The sequence below is a fragment of the Idiomarina abyssalis genome (assembly GCF_900116625.1).
GTDB lineage: Bacteria > Pseudomonadota > Gammaproteobacteria > Enterobacterales > Alteromonadaceae > Idiomarina > Idiomarina abyssalis.
In genome coordinates this window covers 205,691-226,034 of record NZ_FPBE01000004.1, presented here as the reverse complement: position 1 = coordinate 226,034, position 20,344 = coordinate 205,691, and the positions used below count along the sequence as shown (strand labels likewise).

Below are 20,344 nucleotides of genomic sequence, written 5' to 3'. Positions count from 1 at the left end.
GTTCGAAGCAGAAGTTTACGTACTGAGCAAAGACGAAGGTGGCCGTCATACGCCATTCTTTAAAGGCTACCGTCCACAGTTCTACTTCCGTACAACGGACGTAACTGGTGCTGTAGAATTGCCAGAAGGCGTAGAAATGGTTATGCCTGGTGATAACCTGAAGTTTGTTGTGGAGCTGATTGCTCCAATCGCAATGGACGAAGGTCTGCGTTTCGCTATCCGTGAGGGTGGCCGTACCGTAGGTGCAGGCGTCGTATCAAAAATCATGGACTAATGCTGTCCTGTTGATTTTAAGAGCCCGGCTTCGGCCGGGCTTTTTTATGCCTGTTAATAATTAAGCGAAGGGTCGCTCAACTATTGACATTTGGGGCCGGAAAATTAACTATGGATGCAGATACTTAACCGATTAGTCAGTCTATTGAGAATACTCAGATACCTTTCTGTAATCGTTTTAGCTGCGATAAGTGGTACTGCCGCAGCAAAGATACCAGTGAAAGTAGCTGCTTACGATTACCCTCCTTATTTTTCAGACGTTCTTGAGACGGATCTCACACGAGAGCTCGTTAAGCTATTGAATGAGCACCAGGATAGTTATGAGTTTCAAATTCAGATTATCCCACCTACGAGTCGCTATGAGGCGCTTAGCGAAGCAGGGTGTTGCGACGTGATATTCTTTGAATCGCCACTGTGGGGGTGGGATAGACGGAACATTAATTACGAAAAGACAATTCCTCTGGTGAGTGGTAAAGAGCGTTTAGTCACTGCAAAAAAAGAGGGACGAACCCAGTCTTTCTTCGATGATTTTGAGGGAAAGATTCTGGGCGGCGTAAAAGGTTACCACTACTTGCTTGGTGGTGAGCTAATTGCCTCAGATGAAGTCAAAGAAAAGTACACCGTTTACTTAGCTGACTCACGAATTATCAACGTACGTATGGTGTTAGGTGGACGAGTTGACCTCACTATAGTGAATGATGAGTTACTATCGGCGCTTGAGGGTTCACAACAAATTAAAGTAGAAAATCTATTACTCTCCGAAAAAACCAGCTTTGCCTATAACTTGCATATACTTGTCGGCGAAAATAAGAGTATTACAGCAGGAAGTATCCAAAGATACTTAACAGAGTTGGGGCGAAAGGGCGAGATAGATAGCTTATTTAGACGATTTAATATGGAACGTTTTCAGACTTACCGCCCCTCGACAATTCGTTAGTAAACGCTTAGACCCAAACGATTAGCAAGTTCTCTGACCATATACATGCCACGCGCACTGTTACCAAAGCTGTTTAATCTTGGGCTCCATGAGCAGATAACGCCAAAGTCAGGTACAACAGCAATCATGCCGCCGCCAACCCCACTTTTTGCAGGAACGCCTACCGTAAAAGCAAACTCACCGCTTTGGTCGTACATGCCGCTGGTTGATAGCAACGCATTAATACGCTGAGAGTCCCGTTTAGACATAATTTCCTTTTTGGAAAAAGGGCAAACTCCGTCATTTGCGAGAAAAGTAAAAGAGCGAGCGAGGTTTTCACAGGACATGGTTAACGCACATTGCCAAAAGTAATGATCAAGCAGTTCATCAACGTCTGCATCAATATTACCAAAGCTCTTCATTAGGTGCGCCAGTGCCGAATTGCGATGGCCGTGTTCTTTTTCTGACTGGTGTACAATGTTATCGGCATACACATTGTCGTTGCCGCATAAGGTACGGACTAAGCTTAAAACGGCATTTTTACTGGCTGAGTAACGACTCACCAGCACATCACTAACGACAATAGCGCCGGCATTTATCATAGGGTTACGAGGAATGCCTTTTTCCCACTCTAACTGCACTATAGAGTTAAATGCCTGGCCTGAGGGCTCCATTTTGACTCTGTCCCATAAATCTTCGCCCAGGCGCTCCATTGCCAGCATTAGGCCGAAAATTTTTGAAATGGACTGGATGGAAAACTGCTCGTGAGTATCACCCACGTTAAATACCTCGCCATCAAGGGTGGCAAGGGTAAGTCCGCAGAGCTCCGGGTTGACCTCTGCTAATGCCGGAATGTAGTTGGCAACATGTCCTTCTGTGATCTTCATCGCTTGCTGGTGAATTTCCTCCAGCAAGCTTTTGAGATCATCAGGGGCATGTATTTGTTGCCCACCACTGACGAGATCACGCGTCAAGAGGGTGCTCCGGATGCGTTATAGTCGCCAGACGTTCTTTTAATTCATCGGATAACTTCACAGAACGCTCCTGTTGGTAATCGAAGTAGACCAAGACTGTTTTCCCTTTAGCGCAGAGTTTATCTTTTTGCCAAATTTCGCTCGTAATATCAAATGAGCTACCACCTAAACGGCTAACATAAGTCTTAACTGTGACATGACCACCAAAATAAATTGGAAGTAAGTAGTCAACCTCAAGCCGGGCAACAATCAAGCTCTGCGTTTCGGGCGACATTTCCCCGAAGAACTCAAAAATAGGCAACCGCCCGGTTTCGATCCAGCCGGGAATAACGGTGTTATTGACGTGCCCAAGGGCATCGGTCTCATAAAATCGTACTTTAAAGTCTTCCGTTAACATACTGCGTCCTTTTTATGACTGCTTTAGCATCGGTTTCAAGAATCGCGCCGTGTGAGAGCGCTCGTTTTCACAGACGTCTTCTGGTGTGCCTTCACACAATATTTCGCCGCCGCCGGAACCGCCTTCCGGGCCTAAGTCAACAATCCAGTCAGCAGTTTTTATCACGTCCAGGTTGTGCTCAATGACAACGACTGTGTTGCCGTGGTCACGCAGACGGTGGATAACTGCCAGTAATTGCTTAATATCATGGAAATGCAGGCCTGTCGTTGGCTCATCCAGAATGTACAAGGTCTTACCCGTATCTCGCTTAGAGAGCTCACGTGATAATTTAACCCGCTGCGCCTCACCACCTGAGAGTGTGGTAGCAGACTGACCCAGACGGACATAAGATAAACCAACATCCATTAAGGTTTGAAGTTTACGTGCAATGGCCGGAACCGGATCGAAGAACTCACGTGCGTCTTCTATGGTCATATCCAGTACTTCGTGGATATTCTTGCCTTTGTATTTTACTTCTAGAGTTTCACGGTTATAGCGCTGGCCCTTACAAATGTCACAAGGGACATAAACGTCCGGCAAAAAGTGCATCTCAACCTTAATAACGCCGTCGCCCTGGCAGGCTTCGCAACGTCCGCCGCGAACGTTAAAGCTGAAGCGGCCCGGCTTGTAACCGCGAGCCCGTGACTCCGGAACGCCTGCGAACAGTTCACGAATGGGTGTGAAAATTCCGGTGTAAGTTGCCGGGTTAGAACGCGGTGTCCGGCCTATCGGGCTCTGGTCAATATCCACCACTTTATCCAGCAACTGCATCCCTTCAACACTTTTGTAGGGTGCTGGTTCACCGGTTGTTGCACCATTGAGTTCGCGATGCGCAATATGGAATAAAGTATTATTTATCAGCGTCGATTTGCCGGAGCCAGATACACCGGTGACACAGGTCAGTACGCCCAGCGGTAGGTTAAAATCAACGTTCTTCAAGTTATTACCACTAGCGCCACGAATGGTGAGCCGGCGTTCATCGGGCTTGTGGCGTTGCTGCGGAACTTCTATTTCTTTTCTGCCGGACAGGTAGTCGCCGGTTAGTGAGTCTTCACTCCCAACAATGTCGTCGACTTGCCCCTGAGCAATAATCTCACCACCATGGACACCCGCACCAGGGCCAATATCAATAACGTGGTCTGCCTGGCGAATCGCGTCTTCATCGTGTTCAACTACAATCACTGTATTGCCCAGGTCTCGTAAATGCGTGAGCGTATTCAATAGGCGTTCATTATCGCGCTGATGCAAGCCAATGCTGGGCTCATCCAGTACATACATTACGCCGACTAACCCAGCACCAATTTGGCTCGCCAGGCGGATACGCTGTGCTTCACCACCGGATAAGGTTTCTGCGCTACGCGAAAGGCTTAAATAGTTAAGCCCCACGTTCACCAAAAAACGCAGCCGGTCGTTAATTTCTTTCAGAATTTTTTCTGCTATTTGGGCGCGTTGGCCTTCCATATGCAGTTGCTGGAAAAACTCCAGTGCGTCGCCAATAGACTGTTCTACAATTTCAGGTAACGTGGTGCCCTGAATAAACACATGACGAGCTTCTGTGCGTAAGCGCGTGCCGCCACAACTTTTACAAGGCTGGGTCGCCACATACTTTGATAACTCGTCACGCACTGCTTGTGACTCAGTCTCGCGATAACGGCGCTGCATATTCGGGATAATACCTTCAAAAGCGTGCGCTCTTACGACCTTGTCACCGCGGTCATTCATGTAGGTAAATTTAATTTCTTCTTTACCACTGCCGAACAGAATTTTCTCACGAATGTCGTCGGGCAATTGGTTAAAAGGCTGCGACAGTTTAAAGTCGTAGTGTTTCGCCAGCGACTGCAGCATTTGATAATAGTAGAAATTCCGTTTGTCCCAGCCGCGAATTGCGCCACCGGTTAGTGATAATTCGGCGTTAACTATGACTTTTTCCGGGTCGAAAAACTGCTCAACTCCGAGTCCGTCACAGGTTGTACAGGCACCCGCCGGATTATTAAATGAGAACAGACGAGGTTCCAGTTCCTGCATGCTGTAGCCACAGTGAGGGCAGGCGAAATTTGCTGAGAATACATCGGCCTCGCCGTCACCTTCCATTGGCACAACCAATGCCGTTCCGCCACTGAGGTCCAACGCCGTTTCGAATGACTCGGCCAGGCGCTGTTCCATACCTTCACGAACTTTAAAGCGGTCAACCACCACCTCAATGGTGTGCTTCTTCTGCAGTTCCAGTGTTGGAGGATCGCTCAGGTCACAAATCTCACCGTCAATGCGCGCACGGATAAAGCCCTGAAGAGCCAGATTTTCCAGAACTTTTAAATGCTCGCCTTTACGGTTCTGAATAATAGGTGCCAGTAACATGCGTTTCTCGCCTTCCGGCGCGGCCAGCACGTTGTCGACCATTTGCGAGATGGTCTGAGCTGCCAGCGGCACATCATGTGTCGGGCAGCGTGGCTCGCCCACTCGCGCAAACATCAGGCGCAGGTAGTCATAAATTTCTGTAATGGTACCAACGGTTGAGCGTGGGTTATGTGAAGTCGACTTCTGCTCTATTGAAATTGCAGGTGACAAGCCCTCGATGCTGTCTACATCGGGTTTTTCCATCAGCGATAAAAACTGACGAGCATAGGCGGATAAGGACTCAACGTAGCGTCGCTGGCCTTCGGCATACAGCGTATCGAAAGCCAGTGACGACTTACCCGAACCGGACAACCCGGTAATCACAATAAGCTTATTGCGAGGAATCGTCAGGTTGAAATTTTTTAAGTTGTGCGTGCGTGCACCGCGTACTTCAATAGTATCCATAATTCCCGTCTGTTGTTCAGTAAATGACTGACGACAAAACGCTATTATCGCACAGTGTTAGGCATCTGGTACAATAGCAGCATCATTTATCATATTACTGACTATGAAGCAGTGAAATGACACCGCAAAAACTGAATAAAACTGAAAAAAAAGCCGCTTTAGCGCTCGCGTCTGTCTTTGGTATACGGATGCTGGGCCTGTTTTTGATCATGCCCGTGCTGGCAGTTTATGCACAGGAGTATCCAGACTATTCGCCATTGTGGGTGGGTATTGCTCTTGGCGCCTACGGACTGACTCAGGCGCTTTTGCAAATTCCTTTGGGTATGTTGTCAGACCGGCTAGGTCGTAAGCCCGTTATTGTTGGCGGGCTGCTGGTTTTTGTTGCCGGAAGCGTGGTCGCGGCGCAGGCTGATACTTTATTCGGCGTGTCTGTTGGTCGAGCTCTGCAAGGCCTTGGCGCCATAGCCGCCGCAATATTAGCCCTGGCGGCTGACCTGTCACGTGACGAGCAACGGCCGAAGGTTATGGCTACCATTGGTATGTGTATTGGCTTAGCGTTTGCGGTGTCATTGGTTGCAGGACCTCTGCTGGGTGACGTTATTGGTCTTTCAGGGTTGTTTTGGTTTACGGCTGCCAGCGGTGTCCTGGGCATTTTCGTGCTACTGCTCAGTGTGCCGAAAGTGGTTACTACTTCTGCCCGGCGGGAATCCTTGCCGGTTTTGTCCGAGCTGGGAGACTTACTTAAACATAAACAATTGTGGTGTCTGAACAGCGGTATTTTTGTGTTGCACGCTATATTGACCGCCTGGTTTGTGACCTTGCCAACCCAGTTGCAAAATGCAGGCTTTGAAAGTCAGACGCATGCCTGGTTTTATCTACCAACCCTGGCCGCCTCAATTTTGTTTATGGTACCGATGATCATTCACAGCTCCCGCAATAATAATTCAGTGCAGTGGCTGCGGTTTTCGATTGTGACCTTAATTGTATCTCTGCTAATTATTGGTGCGGCCGGGCAGTCAGGATGGTTGCTAGTCGCTGCTTTGGTGATTTTTTTCACCGGTTTTAATTTTATTGAGGCCAGTTTACCGTCATTACTGACCCGTATTGCGCCCGCCGGGAGTAAGGGCAGTGCCAGCGGTATCTATTCAACCGGACAGTTTTTAGGTGCCTTTGTTGGCGGTGTTGCAGGCGGTTGGGTCTTACAGAATTATCAGATATCTGGCGTTGTTGTTTTCTGTCTGATCTTGCTAGTATGTTGGTTACTCATCAGCTTAGTTATGGTTAATCCTGCAGGCGTTACCAGTGTATCGTTATCATTACCCGGACTATCTGAGGACAAGGCGAAGAAACTAAGTGAGCGGTTACTTACTGTAGCCGGGGTAACGGAAGCAAGGTGGGTTGAAGAAGATCAGGCAACCTATTTAAAAGTTGATAAAAAACATTATGATGAAAAGGCGGTTAATCAGTTGCTTGAAAAGGCATCGGTCGCCCAATAAATTGAAGCAGTTGTAACGCGCATAAGGAACAGGAGAAAATAATGGCCAGTCGCGGTGTAAATAAAGTCATATTAATTGGTAACCTGGGAGCTGACCCAGAGGTACGTTATACCCAAAACAGCACAGCGATAGCCAACCTGTCGATTGCTACCAGTGAAACCTGGAAAGATAAGCAAACCGGTGAACCGCGCGAACAAACTGAGTGGCATCGCTGCGTGGCGTACCGCCGCCTGGCAGAAATTGCTGGTGAGTACCTGAAGAAGGGCTCAAAAGTGTATGTTGAAGGTCGTTTGCAAACTCGCAAATGGACAGGGCAGGACAACGTAGAGCGTTACACGACGGAAGTTGTGATTAACGAAATGCAGATGCTGGATTCTCGTGGTGGGCCTCAGGGTGGACCACAAGGCGCAGCGCCGCAAGGTCAAGGCTTTGGTGGTCAGCAGAGCGGCGGTTATGGTGGCGGGCAATCGCAGCCATCGCAGCAGCAACAACGTCCGGCACCTCAGCCAGCGCAGCAGCAAAATCAACAGCCTCAACAGAAACCGGCAGAACCTGCACCGTTTTCACCGGACAACGACTTTGATGACGACATTCCCTTCTAGAGTACACCTCAGGGTGGTATTGTAAATATTATTTCTACAGCCCCTTTAACTAGGGGCTTTTTATTGGAATTTTATAATTTTTAAGTGTAAAAATATTTGACAAAAATTCAAGATAAAGTATACCTTTTAAAAGTGTAAAATTTTGGGTGTGCTTATGAGCAATGATTTTGGTACGACTACCTTTAAGATGGATAGCGGTGAGCGGTATTGCCACGTTATAAATCTTACTACTGGACTCCCAGAGTTTTACCCTAACCTTTATTTGACCACTCAAGTGCGTAATAGATCACGCGCTTCTTCAACAATACTGGCGACTGCGGGCTCGCTAGTTGTTCTTCTTCGATTCTTTGAGCGTCGTCAAATAGATATTCAAGAAAGAATCTTGACTAGACGATTTCTTAGCCCCCATGAAGTTGATGCTTTGAGCGATTATATGCAGCGAAAGTTTCGGCGTGCCCCGAAAGAGGAGCCTGTGGATTCTATGTTTACGCTGGATGAGCTTGAGGAGTTAGAAGGCTCTGTTGATAGTGGTACCCATTATATGAGACTTACCAACAGCGCAAAATATTTGAAATGGCTCGCTGGGCAACTTTTCCAGAGTCCTGATTCACAAGCTTCTGAACGAATTAAAGCAATAGAGTCGCAGATAACTGCACGACGCCCAGAGAGGAAAAGAAGGAATGAGGATCGAGATCGCTCGCTAAGCGAAGAGCAGCTCGATTTGCTTTTTGACTCCTTAAAACTTGACTCTCCGATAAATCCGTTTGGCAAAGAAGTGCAGCGTCGAAACAGGCTCATAATTTCCATGTTGTATTATTTGGGGATTCGAGGAGGGGAACTTCTGAACATCAGAATCCCGGATATAAACTTCCACAATAATCAGATAAAAATTGTGAGAAGAGCGGATGAAGAAGATGATCCGCGGGGTTTGGAGCCAAACACTAAAACGTTAGAGCGCACTCTACCGATTGGGGATGTACTTTCTCATGAGCTACATGAATACATCAACAAGGACCGACGCCGGGTACAAAATGCCAGAAAGAATGACTTCCTTTTTGTAACGCACAAGTCAGGACCAACAGTCGGTCAGCCCCTGTCAAAGTCAGGGTATTTTAAAATTATAAATCAAATTAAAACTCTTTCTCCGATTCTATATGCGCTCACAGGTCACATGCTGCGCCATAGTTGGAACTTTGACTTCTCAGAGCAAATGGACTCAAGTGAAAGTCCTTTAAGTGAAGAGCGTCAAGCACAGTTACGATCTTACTTAATGGGTTGGAAGCCCGGCTCCGGCTCAGCAGAATATTACAATCGTCGATTTGTAAAACAACAAGCCAAAGAAGCAGGGCTTGCATTGCAGGCAACCAATGGCACTAGGCTTCCACAGGGGTTAAGCAATGAGAAGTAGTCAGCTCGATGTTGATCAGCCGCTTATTTTCAAGTCTAGGGCGAACGGGTATTCATTCGGTTTGTATGATACCACTTGGGTTCTTGATAAAAACATCACAGTACAGCTTAGAGAGCTTCATCGGTATTTATCACCTGACACTCTCGCCGGATGCCTCCATGTGTTGGCGTTCTACGCTTCAAACTTATCATCAAGCCACACTAAAAATGTCATTGAGCGTCTTCAGCACATGCTGAGGTTTACTGAGGCTGAGACAATAAATGAAACTGCGCTAATTAATTATCGAGCATCTTTGACTGCGTCTACGGAGTGGTACCTCGGGGTCATTCGAGGTTTTTTAAGGCGTTGGAATAAATTAGGTTACAGTGGCGTCAGCGAAGACGTAATAAGGTTACTTGACGGTTGGAGAATCAAAGGAAATCGTAAAGGGGATGCGGTTAAGAGAAAACATCCTACTCAAGGGCCATTAACCGATATTGAACTTACTGCATTTAATGAAGGTGCAGTCAGTGCTTACGAGAAAGACTTAATATCTCTCAGTGAGCTTGCAATCGCACTTTGCACTAGCAATACAGGACGACGCCCAATTCAAATATCTCAATTGCGGGTCATGGACGTCCTTTGCGGAAAGAACAATAAAGACGAGCCGTTTTATATCCTGAATGTTCCCCGAGGGAAGCAAGGGGATGGATTCAGAACCCAGTTTAAGCCTTTTGCAATTACTCAGGAATTGTGGGCTATTGCTATGGCGCAGGCAAAAAGTTCGATAAACCTTTTTGAGAAATCGCTTGATTGCAAATTGGATGAAGTTGAGCGTCAACAAATACCATTATTTCCTGATCTTCGGGTTATGCATTCGATTGTGTCGCGGCAGCAATTCCGTGAGTTGGTGAATGGTGACAAGTTGCAAATAGCCTCCGCCGCAGTCACAGATACCATTCAATTTGTTGCTGGTGCTGCTGGAGTCAAATCAGAAAGAACAGGAGAACAGTTGTTTTTAAGTTCGCGACGGTTTCGATATACCACAGCAACAAGAGCCGCACGGGAAGGTTTTGGAGAGCTTGTGATAGCGGAACTACTGGATCACAGCGATACGCAAAATGCGGGGGTATATGTCAAGAATATTCCTGAGCACGTCGAAAGGTTAGATGAAGCTGTCGGTTTCCAACTTGCACCTTACGCCCAAGCTTTTGCAGGTGTTTTGGTTGATTCTGAGAAAGATGCGGTGCGTGGCAATGACCCGACAAGCCGCTTGAGAACAGAAGAAGGTACTGGAATAGGCAATTGCGGTGAATATGGCTTTTGTGGTGCGAATGTGCCCATCCCCTGCTACACCTGTGTGCACTTTCAGCCCTGGTTAGATGGTCCACATGAAGAAGTTTACCAAGACTTAATTAAAGAGCGTGAAAGGATTAAAAACTTAACCGGTGATATCCAAGTTGCTTCAATTCTTGACCGAAGCATTATCGCGGTGGCTGATGTCATTCAGCGTTGTAAGCTGAGACGTGCTGAGCTTGATAAACAAGAGGAAGACTCCAATGGCTGATATTTTCCACTTTAAACCTAAATCAGTCGTTGATGCGGAAAGTAACTTGGCGGCATTTATTTCGAAATGCCGTAACGAGCTAACGGTTTTTGGCGATTCGCTCGATTGGGAGGCGGCGGTATGGCCAAAAGTTGGAGTGTTTTCAAAACTTGGTGTCACTACGCGCAAGCCACAACAAGATCAGCTAATGGACAATGAGTTTATCGATTTTGCAAAGGCTTATTTCCGCTATCAGCAGGGACATAGCCCAACGGGCACGAAAAATGAACTGAAAGCTCTCCGGGCTATTGAAGCCGCGCTACTTCAAGTAAATCAGAGTGCACGTATTGAGGGTGTTTCGGTGGTTGTGTTGGACGAAGCTGCTGTGTTAAGCAGAAAACACTACTCCAAAACTGCTGCGTATCACTGTGGCCGTGAGCTAGCACGACTTGCCAAGTTTCTCTCAGAAAACCATTTGATTAATGCTCGACTGCATGATTGGCGTAACCCGATTCAGAGACCCCATGACACAGTTAAAACCGGGAAGCAAGCTAAAGACTTACGTGAAAAAAAGCTGCCAGATGAAGCGGCACTCAATGCATTAGCTGAGATATTTGCCAACAACCCAGATGACGGCCGAGATATTTTCACGACGTCGGTATTCGTAATGCTGATGTCTGCCCCATCGCGAATTTCCGAAGTGTTGGCATTGCCGGTGGATTGTGAAGTAGTCGAAAAAGATAGGAACGGTATTGAACGTTACGGATGGCGTTTCTATGCGGGGAAAGGGTTTGAAGGTGACATCAAGTGGATTCCGACGGCAATGGTGAGCGTTGCCAAGACTGCTGTCGAAAGAGCAAGGCGACTCTCTGCGGATGCAAGGAAAGTCGCACGATGGATAGAAAAACATCCTGGCTATTTTTATCGGCATGACAACTGTCCCGATGTTGCTGATGATGAACCGTTAACGATGAAGCAGGCATGCCAGGCGCTAGGGTTTGCATCGAATACAGTTCAGGCTTGCCGGACAAGTTTAAATAACAGAAAGCTTGAAACAGCGGACGGGGTTCATACCCTGAACAGTCTTTGGCAGCACGTTATGAATCGAATGCCAGAGGGTTTTCCATGGTTCGATAAAGATAAAGGAATCAAGTTTAGCGAAGCGCTTTTTGCGATGTGCAGCAACCAGCTCCATAAAACGCGAACTCGTTCTCCCGTTGAGCTTCATAGGCCTGACGGAACGTTTTTTAATAACGACTTATCGCCACGCGAGTCTTTAAAAGGAAATCACGATTACATTTTCGCGCGCCATGGGTACTTAGGGCAACACGGTGAGAAGCTCAAAATAACATCGCATCAAGCACGGCATCTGCTTAATACCATTTCTCAGCGAGGCGGCCTTTCTAACTTAGAAATCGCGAAGTGGTCCGGGCGAGCTGACGTTAAACAAAATCGAACCTACAACCATATGTCTGAATATGAGCTTGTATCGATGGCTGAAAAGCTTGATACATCGAAGCCCATGTTTGGGCCCGTTGGTGACGTGAAAAAACATCTGCCTGTCACTTCACAAGAGTTTAATACGCTAGAGCACGCTGCTGCTCATGTGACGGAGTATGGATATTGCGTGCATGATTACACAATGAGCCCCTGTGAAAAGTTTCGAGACTGCATAAATTGTACAGAGCAAGTGTGCGTTAAAGGGGAAGATGAGAAGCTTAAGCGGTTGCGCAAGAGGCTTATTAGAACTCAAAACTTATTAGCGAAGGCTGAAGGTTCAATTGCTGACGGCGATAAGGGCTCAGACCGATGGTACACCAGTCAAGAAAAAACTATTGCCCGGTTAAAAGAGTTAATTGCGATATTGGAAAACCCTGCCATAGAAGACGGTGCGCAAGTCAAATTAAAGGGGAACGACTTTAGCCAACTGCGTCGAGTGTCTGAGAAGAAGTCATTAAACGCTTCGAAAGAGCTGGGATCGGGAAGTGATGAAGCTAAAATGCTGGATGATTTAACGTCTTTGCTAGGGGGTGGGTTTGGCTAAGCATTTAAACACCAAAGATATTCACGCGATCGTTAGCTTGATTCGAGGCTGGCAGGACTACAAACTGACATGGACCGCAATTTGCGAAGCTGCGGGCCCACTGATTGGGAAGGTTCCAACGAGGCAGTCATTAAATGCACACCCAGCAATCGTAGAGGCTTATAAAGCTAGGAAAGATAGCCTGAAGGGTAAGGCTCCTGTAGAGCGGCGTCCAGCCAGCCTCAAGTCAGCTGGAGACCGTATTAGCCATCTTGAAGCTGAGATTGCTGAGCTGAAAGAGAAGAACAGAAAATTTCAGCAGATGTTTACAGTCTGGCAGTACAACGCATATAAGCACGGTATCGACGAGAGACATTTAAATCAGCCGTTGCCTGAAATAGATCGTGAGCGTTCTGATCAACAGAAGCGCTAGAAAAGGAACAATTGGGGGTAAATGGCCGCAGCCCACCCATCCTCTGAACTCTGGACTAAAATTATCAAGTGGTGAACAGTGATCAATACGACTCTTGGTCACATCAATAGCAATTAAATACTTGGTTATTTTGACATGTTTTCCGAAAGCCCAGGATGAGCTATTATGCCGATCACCTAGTGATCATGGTAGTCATCGGGATCGTATTCACTGCCGATATCCAAGTGGCGCTCGTATAAATCGTTGAGTCCGCCAATCTCTTTCAACGAATCCGGCGTTTCTTCACTGAAAGTGACTAAACGGTAGTAAGGGAGGTCGTCGTCACTTCGAATGATCTCAATTTCTTCGAAATAACGCGCAACCTCATCAAAAGTCCACTTCAGTTCTTCGCTAAGCTCAACCAATAAATTAGTGTTGTCACCGGCATGACGGTCGCCTTTCGGAAGAATTGATAATTCAGCGGACACTATTCCTTTCTCTTTCCAGTTTCTGAGTGTTCCTGACCACAGGTTGGCTCTTAGGTTTGATCGCGGCTGGAATCTGGATGCGTTCCAATGGAGCACGTCACGCGCACCGTTGTTCATGTGTAACACAATCTGTGCTTTCTTGTGCTTAATTAATTCATTTTTGAATGTTATTTCGTCTGGCACAAAACTTAAATAAGGTTTAGATATCGCAGCTCCGATACTCACGTTGCCAGCATCATCAAGTAATCGCTCGATAACGCGCTCAGGCGTATCAAACCCTACAGCTAGTTGCTCTAGACGTCGATAAATCTCATCGGACAAGGTAATATTAGTCGGCATAACGCATCCATCAGGTTAATCATATATGGAACTATATATGATTTTACCTATAGATCAACTTTTAAATGATTCGTACCTCTGGAGCTGAGCCGTGGGTAGAAGTGACAGTGCCCTGTAAGTTTGATAGTTTACTAAATGAACAATTTATAAATCTAGTCTACAAAAACTTTGCCTCTTTGGCGTCTCTTGATAAAGCGATGTAAAGGGAATTTAAACACATTTCAGGAAGAACTGTATGAGCGAGCCCTCTTTAGAGACTAATAAAAAAGCAGGTACTGAACAAGTTGATAAGTCAGAAACCGAAGCTCTTTCAGAAATTGTCGTGGCCTCCGAAAACTGGCCTACTTGGCAAAGAGATGCCTTGCGTCGGCTTTGCAGCAAGGACAAGCTGAACGATGTCGACTGTGATGAATTACTGGCGATATGTAAGGGGCAGAAAGAATGCGAACCCATTTCCGTCAAGCACATACGTGATCCAGCAGTAGCAACTATTGAGATTGCTCTTACAAGGCTCCAGAACGTAAAGAATGTTAATGCTTTACAGCCAGGTGAAACTTTATTATTTCAGTCGTCGGGCTTGACTGTTGTTTATGGTGACAATGGGGCTGGAAAATCTGGATATGCGCGAATCCTCAAACAAGCCTGCCGAGCCAGGTTACCTAAGAATGACTCCGTTCTCACAAATGTTTATGAAGATCAAAAAGCCACTCCAGAGGCTCAGATAGTATTCAATGCAGGAGCTCAGAGGCATTCGACTATATGGCGACAAGGGCATGAAACTGATCCTCGGTTATCAGCAATAAGTGTGTTTGATAGTGATACTGCTGCAATCCATGTGGAATCTACTAATGAATTAGCGTATACCCCACTTCCATTGAGGATAATGGCAACATTAGCTGACTTATGTAAAACAATTAAAGCTAGACTTGAGCGTGATATCGACGAGATCGAAAGGCAAACCCCAGCCGTTCTAAGGCCACCTAAATGCTCCCGAGACTCAGACGTAGGAAAGTTAATATTTGGCTTGAATGCGAAAACCCCAGTTGCAAAGGTGGAGGAATTATCCGGACTATCTGAAGCTGAAGAGTCTCGATTAAAAGCCCTTACAGCGGACCTTGCCAATGACCCTGCTCGCGTTGCTAAGCAGTTACAAAGCCAGAAAAGTCAGATAGATGAGATAAGAGATCGACTTAAACAATTAGCAACTGCCATAAGCGACGAAAAAGTCGCAGAATTAGAGCAACTGCGTCTAAACTACATTACTGCAAAAGAGGCCGCGGCGGTTGCCTCTGGACGTTTATTTGCTGACGAGCCGCTTCCTGATGTGGGGTCGGACGTATGGAGGAATCTTTGGGAGTCAGCGCGAGCTTACTCAGATCAAAGTGCCTACCCTAAGAAGCAGTTCCCTTTAACTGGTGAGGAAGCTCGTTGTGTTTTATGTCATCAAGAGTTGAGTTCGGAAGCGTCGGATCGTTTAGACCGCTTTGAATCATTCGTGTTGGATGAGAGCAAGAAGCGCGAGAGTGAAGCTAAAACTGCTTACCAAAAAGCATTGCGAGAAATGCGGGCGAATCGTATATCAATAAGAGATTTAAGGGCAATGCGGGTTTTCTTGCGTGATGTAATAAATAATGAAGCTCTTGCACAAAGTATTAAACGGTGTGCATTATCTAATTTGTGTAGGCTCCGTGCTGTCCGTAAAAGCTCAGAATCTGAAATCATCAAAGTAACTTTCCCTGCTGTTAACCCGCCAAGCGAAGAACTTGATGTCTATTCGCGTGATTTGATAATCAGAGCAGATACGCTTCTTTCGGAGAAGAGTTCACCTGAGTACGAAGCCCTAGTTTTTGAACGCAATCAATTGAAAGATAAGGACTGGTTAAAGACAGTTAAGGACGATGTGCTCGCAGAAATTTCACGCCTGAAAAGTATTGCTTCGCTAAGGAAAGCTTCGAGAGCAACCGCAACGAACAAGCTGACGACGCTTAGCTCCGAACTCGCAACGAGACTTGTGACTGAGCGTTTGTGTGATCAATTCTCAGAGGAGCTTGAACAGCTAGGTCTAGCTGAGCAACATTCTATTGAACTGAAACACGCCAGGACTAAAGCCGGTGTTCCCCTTTTTCATATTCGGATGGCAGATAAGCCGGACGCCCCAATTGGCAAAGTGCTTAGCGAAGGAGAGCATCGCTGCGTTGCCCTTGCTGCTTTCTTAGCAGAACTTTCAACGCTAGACACAAAATCTGGAATAGTTTTTGATGATCCAGTTTCGTCGCTGGATCATATCCATAAGGACAGGGTTGCCGACAGGTTAGCGGCTGAGAGCATGACACGGCAGGTGATTGTTTTTACACACGATATATCATTCCTACTTTTGTTAGATGAAGCTTGTCAGAAGACGAGAGACAGAGCAAAAATAGATATAGGCTACAGAGTCGTAAGCCGGGGCGCAGATGCCGCCGGATTTTGTAGCAGTGAGCCGCCAGGCAATGTGTTACCGATAAAAAAAGTTATTGAGCAGATGCGTGCTCGTCTTTCCAACGTAAGCATTCACCATACGCGGGGAGAACAAGATAAGTGGAGAGTCGAAGTGAGCTCGTTCTCTGTGCAGTTACGCGAGGCGTGGGAGCGCGCGGTTGAGGCGGCTGTAGCACCGGTAATAAGACGTTTATCTAGGAAAGTTAATACGGGCGGGCTACTTAGCCTTACGGTGTTAGAAGAGCAGGATTGTCATGAGATGCGAGATGCCTTCGGACGGTGTTCGAACCTTCTGCATAGTCAACCGGGCGATATTAACCCACGCTTACCGACTCCTGCTGATATAGAAGCAGAAATTAAATGTTTGGATGATTGGTTTTGCAGCATAAAGCAACGTCAAGAGAAGTAGCCTTCTAAAAGTAAAAAACCAAGTTGTATTGATCAACTACTATAAAAAACTACGGACTGGTATCTAGATATGGCCTTTAAAACTGATTCGTTTGCTCCTAAAGCAGCAGCAAACCCTGCACTGCATTTTAAGACGCTGACAAAGCGCGAATTTCCAGATGTTATGCCCCACCAAAAGGAGATGCTGGAATCGTATGCTATTGACTTTGTTGAACGTCCAGATGTCGCTTTGCAACTACCTACGGGCAGTGGAAAAACCCTAGTTGGTCTTCTGATAGCGGACTGGCGACGGCGAAAATTCGGGGATAGAGCGATATATTTATGTCCTACAAAGCAATTAGTTCGTCAAACGGTTCACCAAGCACATGAGCAATATGGAATAGATGTTGTTGACCTGTCAGGCAGTAAAAGTGACTTCTCTCCTGATGACCGAACAGCATATAAACGAGGTAAGAAAGTCGCCATAAGCACTTATAAGGGCCTTTTTAATACGAATCCTTTTTTTGACGACCCCGATTTGGTGATTATAGATGATGCGCATGCAGCAGAAAATTATATCGCGGATATGTGGTCCCTAAGTATTCCATCGGGCAGTGCTCTTTATTTATCGTTGGTGGAGTTTCTTGGGGGGTATATCGGACCGCAGGCCGTAGCAAGAATGACAGGTGACTGGACGGGGCCGGCTGATTCTATGTGGGTAGATAAACTTCCGACAGCCTTGCTTGACAAATTGGTGGCGCAAATAGAGCAAATCATAGAGGCTCATGCGACTCCTGGAAATCTCAATCTGCATTTTACTTGGTCGCTGTTGAGGGACCATCTGAATGCTTGCCATATGTACTTAAGTGCCAAAGAAATACTCATTCGCCCTTTAATACCTCCAACTTTTACACACAATTCGTTTTCCGGGGCTAAGCAACGGATTTATATGTCTGCAACGCTTGGTGAAGGCGGTGATTTGGAGAGATTAACTGGTCGTCCCGATATCAATCGATTGGCAGCACCAGAGGGTTTTCAGACCGCTGGCGTAGGCCGGCGTTTCTTTATTTTTCCTACTTTATCGTTTTCGGATGATGATTCGGATTTATTAAGACTTGCGATGCAAGAAGAAGCTGGAAGATCTGTTGTTCTAACACCTTCTACCCCACAGGCTGATGAGCACGTAAAGAGAGTGAAACGAGAACTGGAAGGTTTCACTGTTTTCCTTAAAGATGATATTGAAGATGATAAAGCTCCGTTTGTTAACTCGAAAGAAGCGGTAGCAATTCTAGCTAATAGATACGACGGCATCGACTTTCCTGGTGATGAGTGCAGACTCCTTTGCGTCGATGGGTTGCCAAAAGCGATGAACGCTCAAGAGCGATTTATGATGTCCAAGTTGGGAGCATCTGCTTTATATAATGACCGAGTTCAAACTCGAATCTTACAGGCTATGGGAAGGTGCACTCGGAGTCTACAGGATCGTTCAGCGATTATCGTAACGGGAACTGAGCTTGTCGATTACCTCGCTGATGATAGAAAGTGGAAGCACTTTCCTGCCGAACTTCAAGCAGAGCTCACTTTCGGCGTTGAGCAGTCAAGTGGGGTTTCCGCCGCCGATATTCGTGATAACTTTGAAATGTTCATAGCGAATGATTCTGATTGGGGGGCTGCCGATAGCTCAATCCGAAATGCAGTAGAGAGTTTTGATCAGGAACAGTTTCCTGCCATGGATGAGCTTGCATCAGTAGTGAAACAAGAGATAGTTTATCAACAGGCAATTTGGAATAAGGATTATGAACAAGCTCTTGCAGCAACAAGGACGATTTTGGCGAATCTGAACAACACAGATCTCAGAGGATATCGCGCTCTTTGGCATTACTTAGCAGGTTCTTCCGCCATGCGTTTATCTAGAGAACCTAATGATTCTCAAGCAAAGGCTGCGAGTGAACAGTTTCTTGCTGCAAAACGTGCAGCTCCAAGTGTTTCTTGGCTAAACGCGCTTATGAGGGACCTAAATACTTCGGAGCAACACGATGTACAAGGTAGTCAGGAAGAAACTCAAAGACAGGTCGAAGCTATTGTTGACACCTTTACTTTGATGGGTACGGCGACAAACCATAGGTTCGAAAAAGAAGCTGCTCGGATTGTAGATAATCTATTTAATGACAAACTCTTTGAAGAAGCGCTGGTAGCTCTTGGTGCCTTATTAGGATTTACATCGGATAACGATGAGAGCGATGCCGCACCAGACCCTTGGTGGCTTGCTCATGAAAATGGAATTGTGTTTGAAGCTCATGCTAATGGTAACGCTTCAACCATTTTTGGAGCGAATAAAGCTCGTCAGGCTTCCAGTCACCCGAAATGGGTGAAAAAGATGGTTCCTGGTACCGATGGAATGAACATCACACCCGTCCTCATAACACCGTGTAAAAAAGCCAAGAGCGGCGCAGATCCTCACTTAGAAGATGTCCATTACTGGGAAGTAGGTGAGTTTCGTACCTGGGCAGTGCACGCTATTGATGTCCTCAGGGAATTAAAAGGAAGTTATCCAGGAGAGGCTGATTTAGTTTGGAAAGCTGAGGCCGCTATCAGGCTTGAAGCGGAGTCTTTAACTATTAAGCGGATTTTGGAGGCATTGCCTGTCGCGACCGAGGCAATGGAGATAGTTAGTTAACACTAAGTTCATGAGCGTAATGTGGCAAGGTCTTACCAGGAATCACAATAGAGCAATAAAATTAACTATTACCCAGTAAAGAAAGTTACTTGACATATGCGATACCCCGACGGAAGGCTGAACCAGCCGGCCAGCCGGCCAGCCGGGGGCTGGCGCAGTCTTTGTAAGTTTAAAAGAATTACAAGAGGAGGTTTCATTTAATGCATTGCTTTGCTACGGTAACATGGTTCAGTGTCACCACATGAGACTTATCAATTGAGTCAGCGCGAAGACAGTTGACTAATAATCTGATAGATCTATAATAGTACTTAAAGGTGAGTCACTGCCGTTAAGTGTGAAGTTAAAAGAATCGGAGAGTCACTGCCGTTAAGTGTGAAGTAAAAAGAATCGGAGAGTCACTGCCGTTAAGTGTGAGGTTAAAAGAATCGGAGAGTCACTACCGTTAAGTGTGAAGTAAAAAGACCAAAAAGCCTCGCTTCTGCGAGGCTTTTTACTATCAGGGAGTCGATGGGTGAAATTTTACATTGTTAATGACGACTACATCAAGCATTTGAAAGGTGCTGATGAAAAGGTTCGAGAGAATAAAGGGAAGCGACCGTATATTGGTGTCATATTTGAGATAAATAAAGTAGAGTTTTTAGCTCCTCTGACCTCATACAAAGCTAAACATGACAAAATACCAGATACATACCCTTTAATTTTCAAAATGTATGAGCTGGGTAATGAGACAAACAAGCTTGGAATGGTGCAGCTAAATAATATGCTGCCTGTATTGAGTTCTGAGAGGGAGCTGTTAGATCTGTCAACTTTGGATTCAAAGTATCGAAACCTACTCAATATACAACAACAGTACTTGCGTAAGCATAGAGAAGACCTCCAAAAGAGAGCTGCTAAGCTATATCAGATTGTCTTAAAGGGTCATGCCAAAGGTCTAATCAACAATTGTTGCGATTTTAGAGAGCTTGAGGCTGCAATGAAAAGCTATGTTTCTCCCAAAAGCCAACCTGCCTCACAAGATAAGCTTGATGCGTTGGAAACGCTGTTTACAAAGAAGTAAAATCCTTTAAAGCCTTCTATCGCAGCCTAAACCTCATTCATAGTCTTCGAAAAA

15 protein-coding genes are annotated in these 20,344 nt (G+C 46.1%); 11 read left to right on the top strand and 4 right to left on the bottom strand.

Annotated elements, in window-relative coordinates:
* Together BM359_RS09485 and BM359_RS09480 are read left to right on the top strand one after the other, a co-directional pair.
* Nucleotides 1-274 (top strand): EF-Tu C-terminal domain-related protein (locus BM359_RS09485; protein WP_459543462.1); only part of this gene is annotated, 274 nt, incomplete at its 5' end.
* Between the two features lie 216 nt (nt 275-490).
* On the top strand, nt 491-1,210 hold the full coding sequence (locus tag BM359_RS09480) for a substrate-binding periplasmic protein (protein WP_234972489.1): 720 nt from the start codon (nt 491-493) through the stop codon (nt 1,208-1,210).
* Here the strand turns inward: BM359_RS09480 and glsA are convergent.
* Genes glsA through uvrA form a run of 3 tightly spaced genes read right to left on the bottom strand, consistent with a single transcriptional unit; the run spans nt 1,207 to nt 5,398 of the window.
* Nucleotides 1,207-2,163, bottom strand: coding sequence for a glutaminase A (glsA, locus tag BM359_RS09475; RefSeq protein ID WP_054489694.1), 957 nt, complete (start codon nt 2,161-2,163; stop codon nt 1,207-1,209). The genes BM359_RS09480 and glsA overlap by 4 nt on opposite strands.
* Entirely contained in the window at nt 2,153-2,560 is a 408-nt protein-coding gene (locus BM359_RS09470) for an acyl-CoA thioesterase (protein WP_054489696.1), read from the bottom strand. The genes glsA and BM359_RS09470 overlap by 11 nt, the downstream gene beginning before the upstream one ends.
* 12 nt (nt 2,561-2,572) lie before the next feature.
* Entirely contained in the window at nt 2,573-5,398 is a 2,826-nt protein-coding gene (gene uvrA / locus BM359_RS09465; protein ID WP_054489698.1) for an excinuclease ABC subunit UvrA, read from the bottom strand.
* 116 nt (nt 5,399-5,514) lie between these two features.
* Between uvrA and BM359_RS09460 the strand changes: the two genes are divergently transcribed.
* From BM359_RS09460 to BM359_RS09435, 6 genes are all read left to right on the top strand, one after another.
* The gene (locus BM359_RS09460) at nt 5,515-6,894 is read left to right on the top strand and encodes an MFS transporter (protein WP_054489700.1); all 1,380 of its coding nucleotides are present in this window, start codon (nt 5,515-5,517) and stop codon (nt 6,892-6,894) included.
* A gap of 41 nt (nt 6,895-6,935) precedes the next feature.
* On the top strand, nt 6,936-7,496 hold the full coding sequence (gene ssb / locus BM359_RS09455; RefSeq protein WP_054489702.1) for a single-stranded DNA-binding protein: 561 nt from the start codon (nt 6,936-6,938) through the stop codon (nt 7,494-7,496).
* 154 nt (nt 7,497-7,650) lie between these two features.
* The gene (locus BM359_RS09450; RefSeq protein WP_054489704.1) at nt 7,651-8,904 is read left to right on the top strand and encodes a tyrosine-type recombinase/integrase; all 1,254 of its coding nucleotides are present in this window, start codon (nt 7,651-7,653) and stop codon (nt 8,902-8,904) included.
* Complete coding sequence (locus tag BM359_RS09445; RefSeq protein ID WP_054489706.1) at nt 8,894-10,450, top strand: site-specific integrase; 1,557 nt, start codon at nt 8,894-8,896, stop codon at nt 10,448-10,450. Before BM359_RS09450 ends, BM359_RS09445 begins: the two co-directional genes overlap by 11 nt.
* Complete coding sequence (locus tag BM359_RS09440) at nt 10,443-12,473, top strand: integrase (protein WP_054489708.1); 2,031 nt, start codon at nt 10,443-10,445, stop codon at nt 12,471-12,473. The genes BM359_RS09445 and BM359_RS09440 overlap by 8 nt, the downstream gene beginning before the upstream one ends.
* Nucleotides 12,466-12,885 carry a hypothetical protein gene (locus BM359_RS09435; protein WP_054489713.1) on the top strand — a complete coding sequence of 140 codons (420 nt, stop codon included), beginning with the start codon at nt 12,466-12,468 and terminating at the stop codon, nt 12,883-12,885. The genes BM359_RS09440 and BM359_RS09435 overlap by 8 nt, the downstream gene beginning before the upstream one ends.
* 176 nt (nt 12,886-13,061) lie before the next feature.
* On the opposite strand, the gene BM359_RS09430 is transcribed toward BM359_RS09435, so the two are convergent.
* Entirely contained in the window at nt 13,062-13,691 is a 630-nt protein-coding gene (locus BM359_RS09430) for a hypothetical protein (protein WP_054489715.1), read from the bottom strand.
* Between the two features lie 235 nt (nt 13,692-13,926).
* Between BM359_RS09430 and BM359_RS09425 the strand changes: the two genes are divergently transcribed.
* From BM359_RS09425 to BM359_RS09415, 3 genes are all read left to right on the top strand, one after another.
* Nucleotides 13,927-16,578 (top strand): AAA family ATPase, encoded by a 2,652-nt coding sequence (locus BM359_RS09425; RefSeq protein ID WP_054489717.1) that lies wholly within the window; start codon nt 13,927-13,929, stop codon nt 16,576-16,578.
* 69 nt (nt 16,579-16,647) lie between these two features.
* Nucleotides 16,648-19,233, top strand: a complete 2,586-nt coding sequence (locus tag BM359_RS09420) for a DEAD/DEAH box helicase (protein ID WP_054489718.1) — start codon at nt 16,648-16,650, stop codon at nt 19,231-19,233.
* A 511-nt stretch (nt 19,234-19,744) separates the two neighbouring features.
* Nucleotides 19,745-20,290, top strand: coding sequence for a type III toxin-antitoxin system ToxN/AbiQ family toxin (locus BM359_RS09415; RefSeq protein WP_054489720.1), 546 nt, complete (start codon nt 19,745-19,747; stop codon nt 20,288-20,290).
* Nucleotides 20,291-20,344: the final 54 nt, after the last annotated feature.

Excerpts from the sequence above, each read along its gene's own strand:
- uvrA (WP_054489698.1), bottom strand. The coding sequence starts at position 5,398 with ATGGATACTATTGAAGTACGCGGTGCACGCACGCACAACTTAAAAAAT.
- ssb (WP_054489702.1), top strand. The coding sequence starts at position 6,936 with ATGGCCAGTCGCGGTGTAAATAAAGTCATATTAATTGGTAACCTGGGA.
- BM359_RS09430 (WP_054489715.1), bottom strand. The coding sequence starts at position 13,691 with ATGCCGACTAATATTACCTTGTCCGATGAGATTTATCGACGTCTAGAG.
- BM359_RS09470 (WP_054489696.1), bottom strand. The coding sequence starts at position 2,560 with ATGTTAACGGAAGACTTTAAAGTACGATTTTATGAGACCGATGCCCTT.
- BM359_RS09450 (WP_054489704.1), top strand. The coding sequence starts at position 7,651 with ATGAGCAATGATTTTGGTACGACTACCTTTAAGATGGATAGCGGTGAG.
- BM359_RS09445 (WP_054489706.1), top strand. The coding sequence starts at position 8,894 with ATGAGAAGTAGTCAGCTCGATGTTGATCAGCCGCTTATTTTCAAGTCT.
- BM359_RS09420 (WP_054489718.1), top strand. The coding sequence starts at position 16,648 with ATGGCCTTTAAAACTGATTCGTTTGCTCCTAAAGCAGCAGCAAACCCT.
- BM359_RS09425 (WP_054489717.1), top strand. The coding sequence starts at position 13,927 with ATGAGCGAGCCCTCTTTAGAGACTAATAAAAAAGCAGGTACTGAACAA.
- BM359_RS09440 (WP_054489708.1), top strand. The coding sequence starts at position 10,443 with ATGGCTGATATTTTCCACTTTAAACCTAAATCAGTCGTTGATGCGGAA.
- BM359_RS09460 (WP_054489700.1), top strand. The coding sequence starts at position 5,515 with ATGACACCGCAAAAACTGAATAAAACTGAAAAAAAAGCCGCTTTAGCG.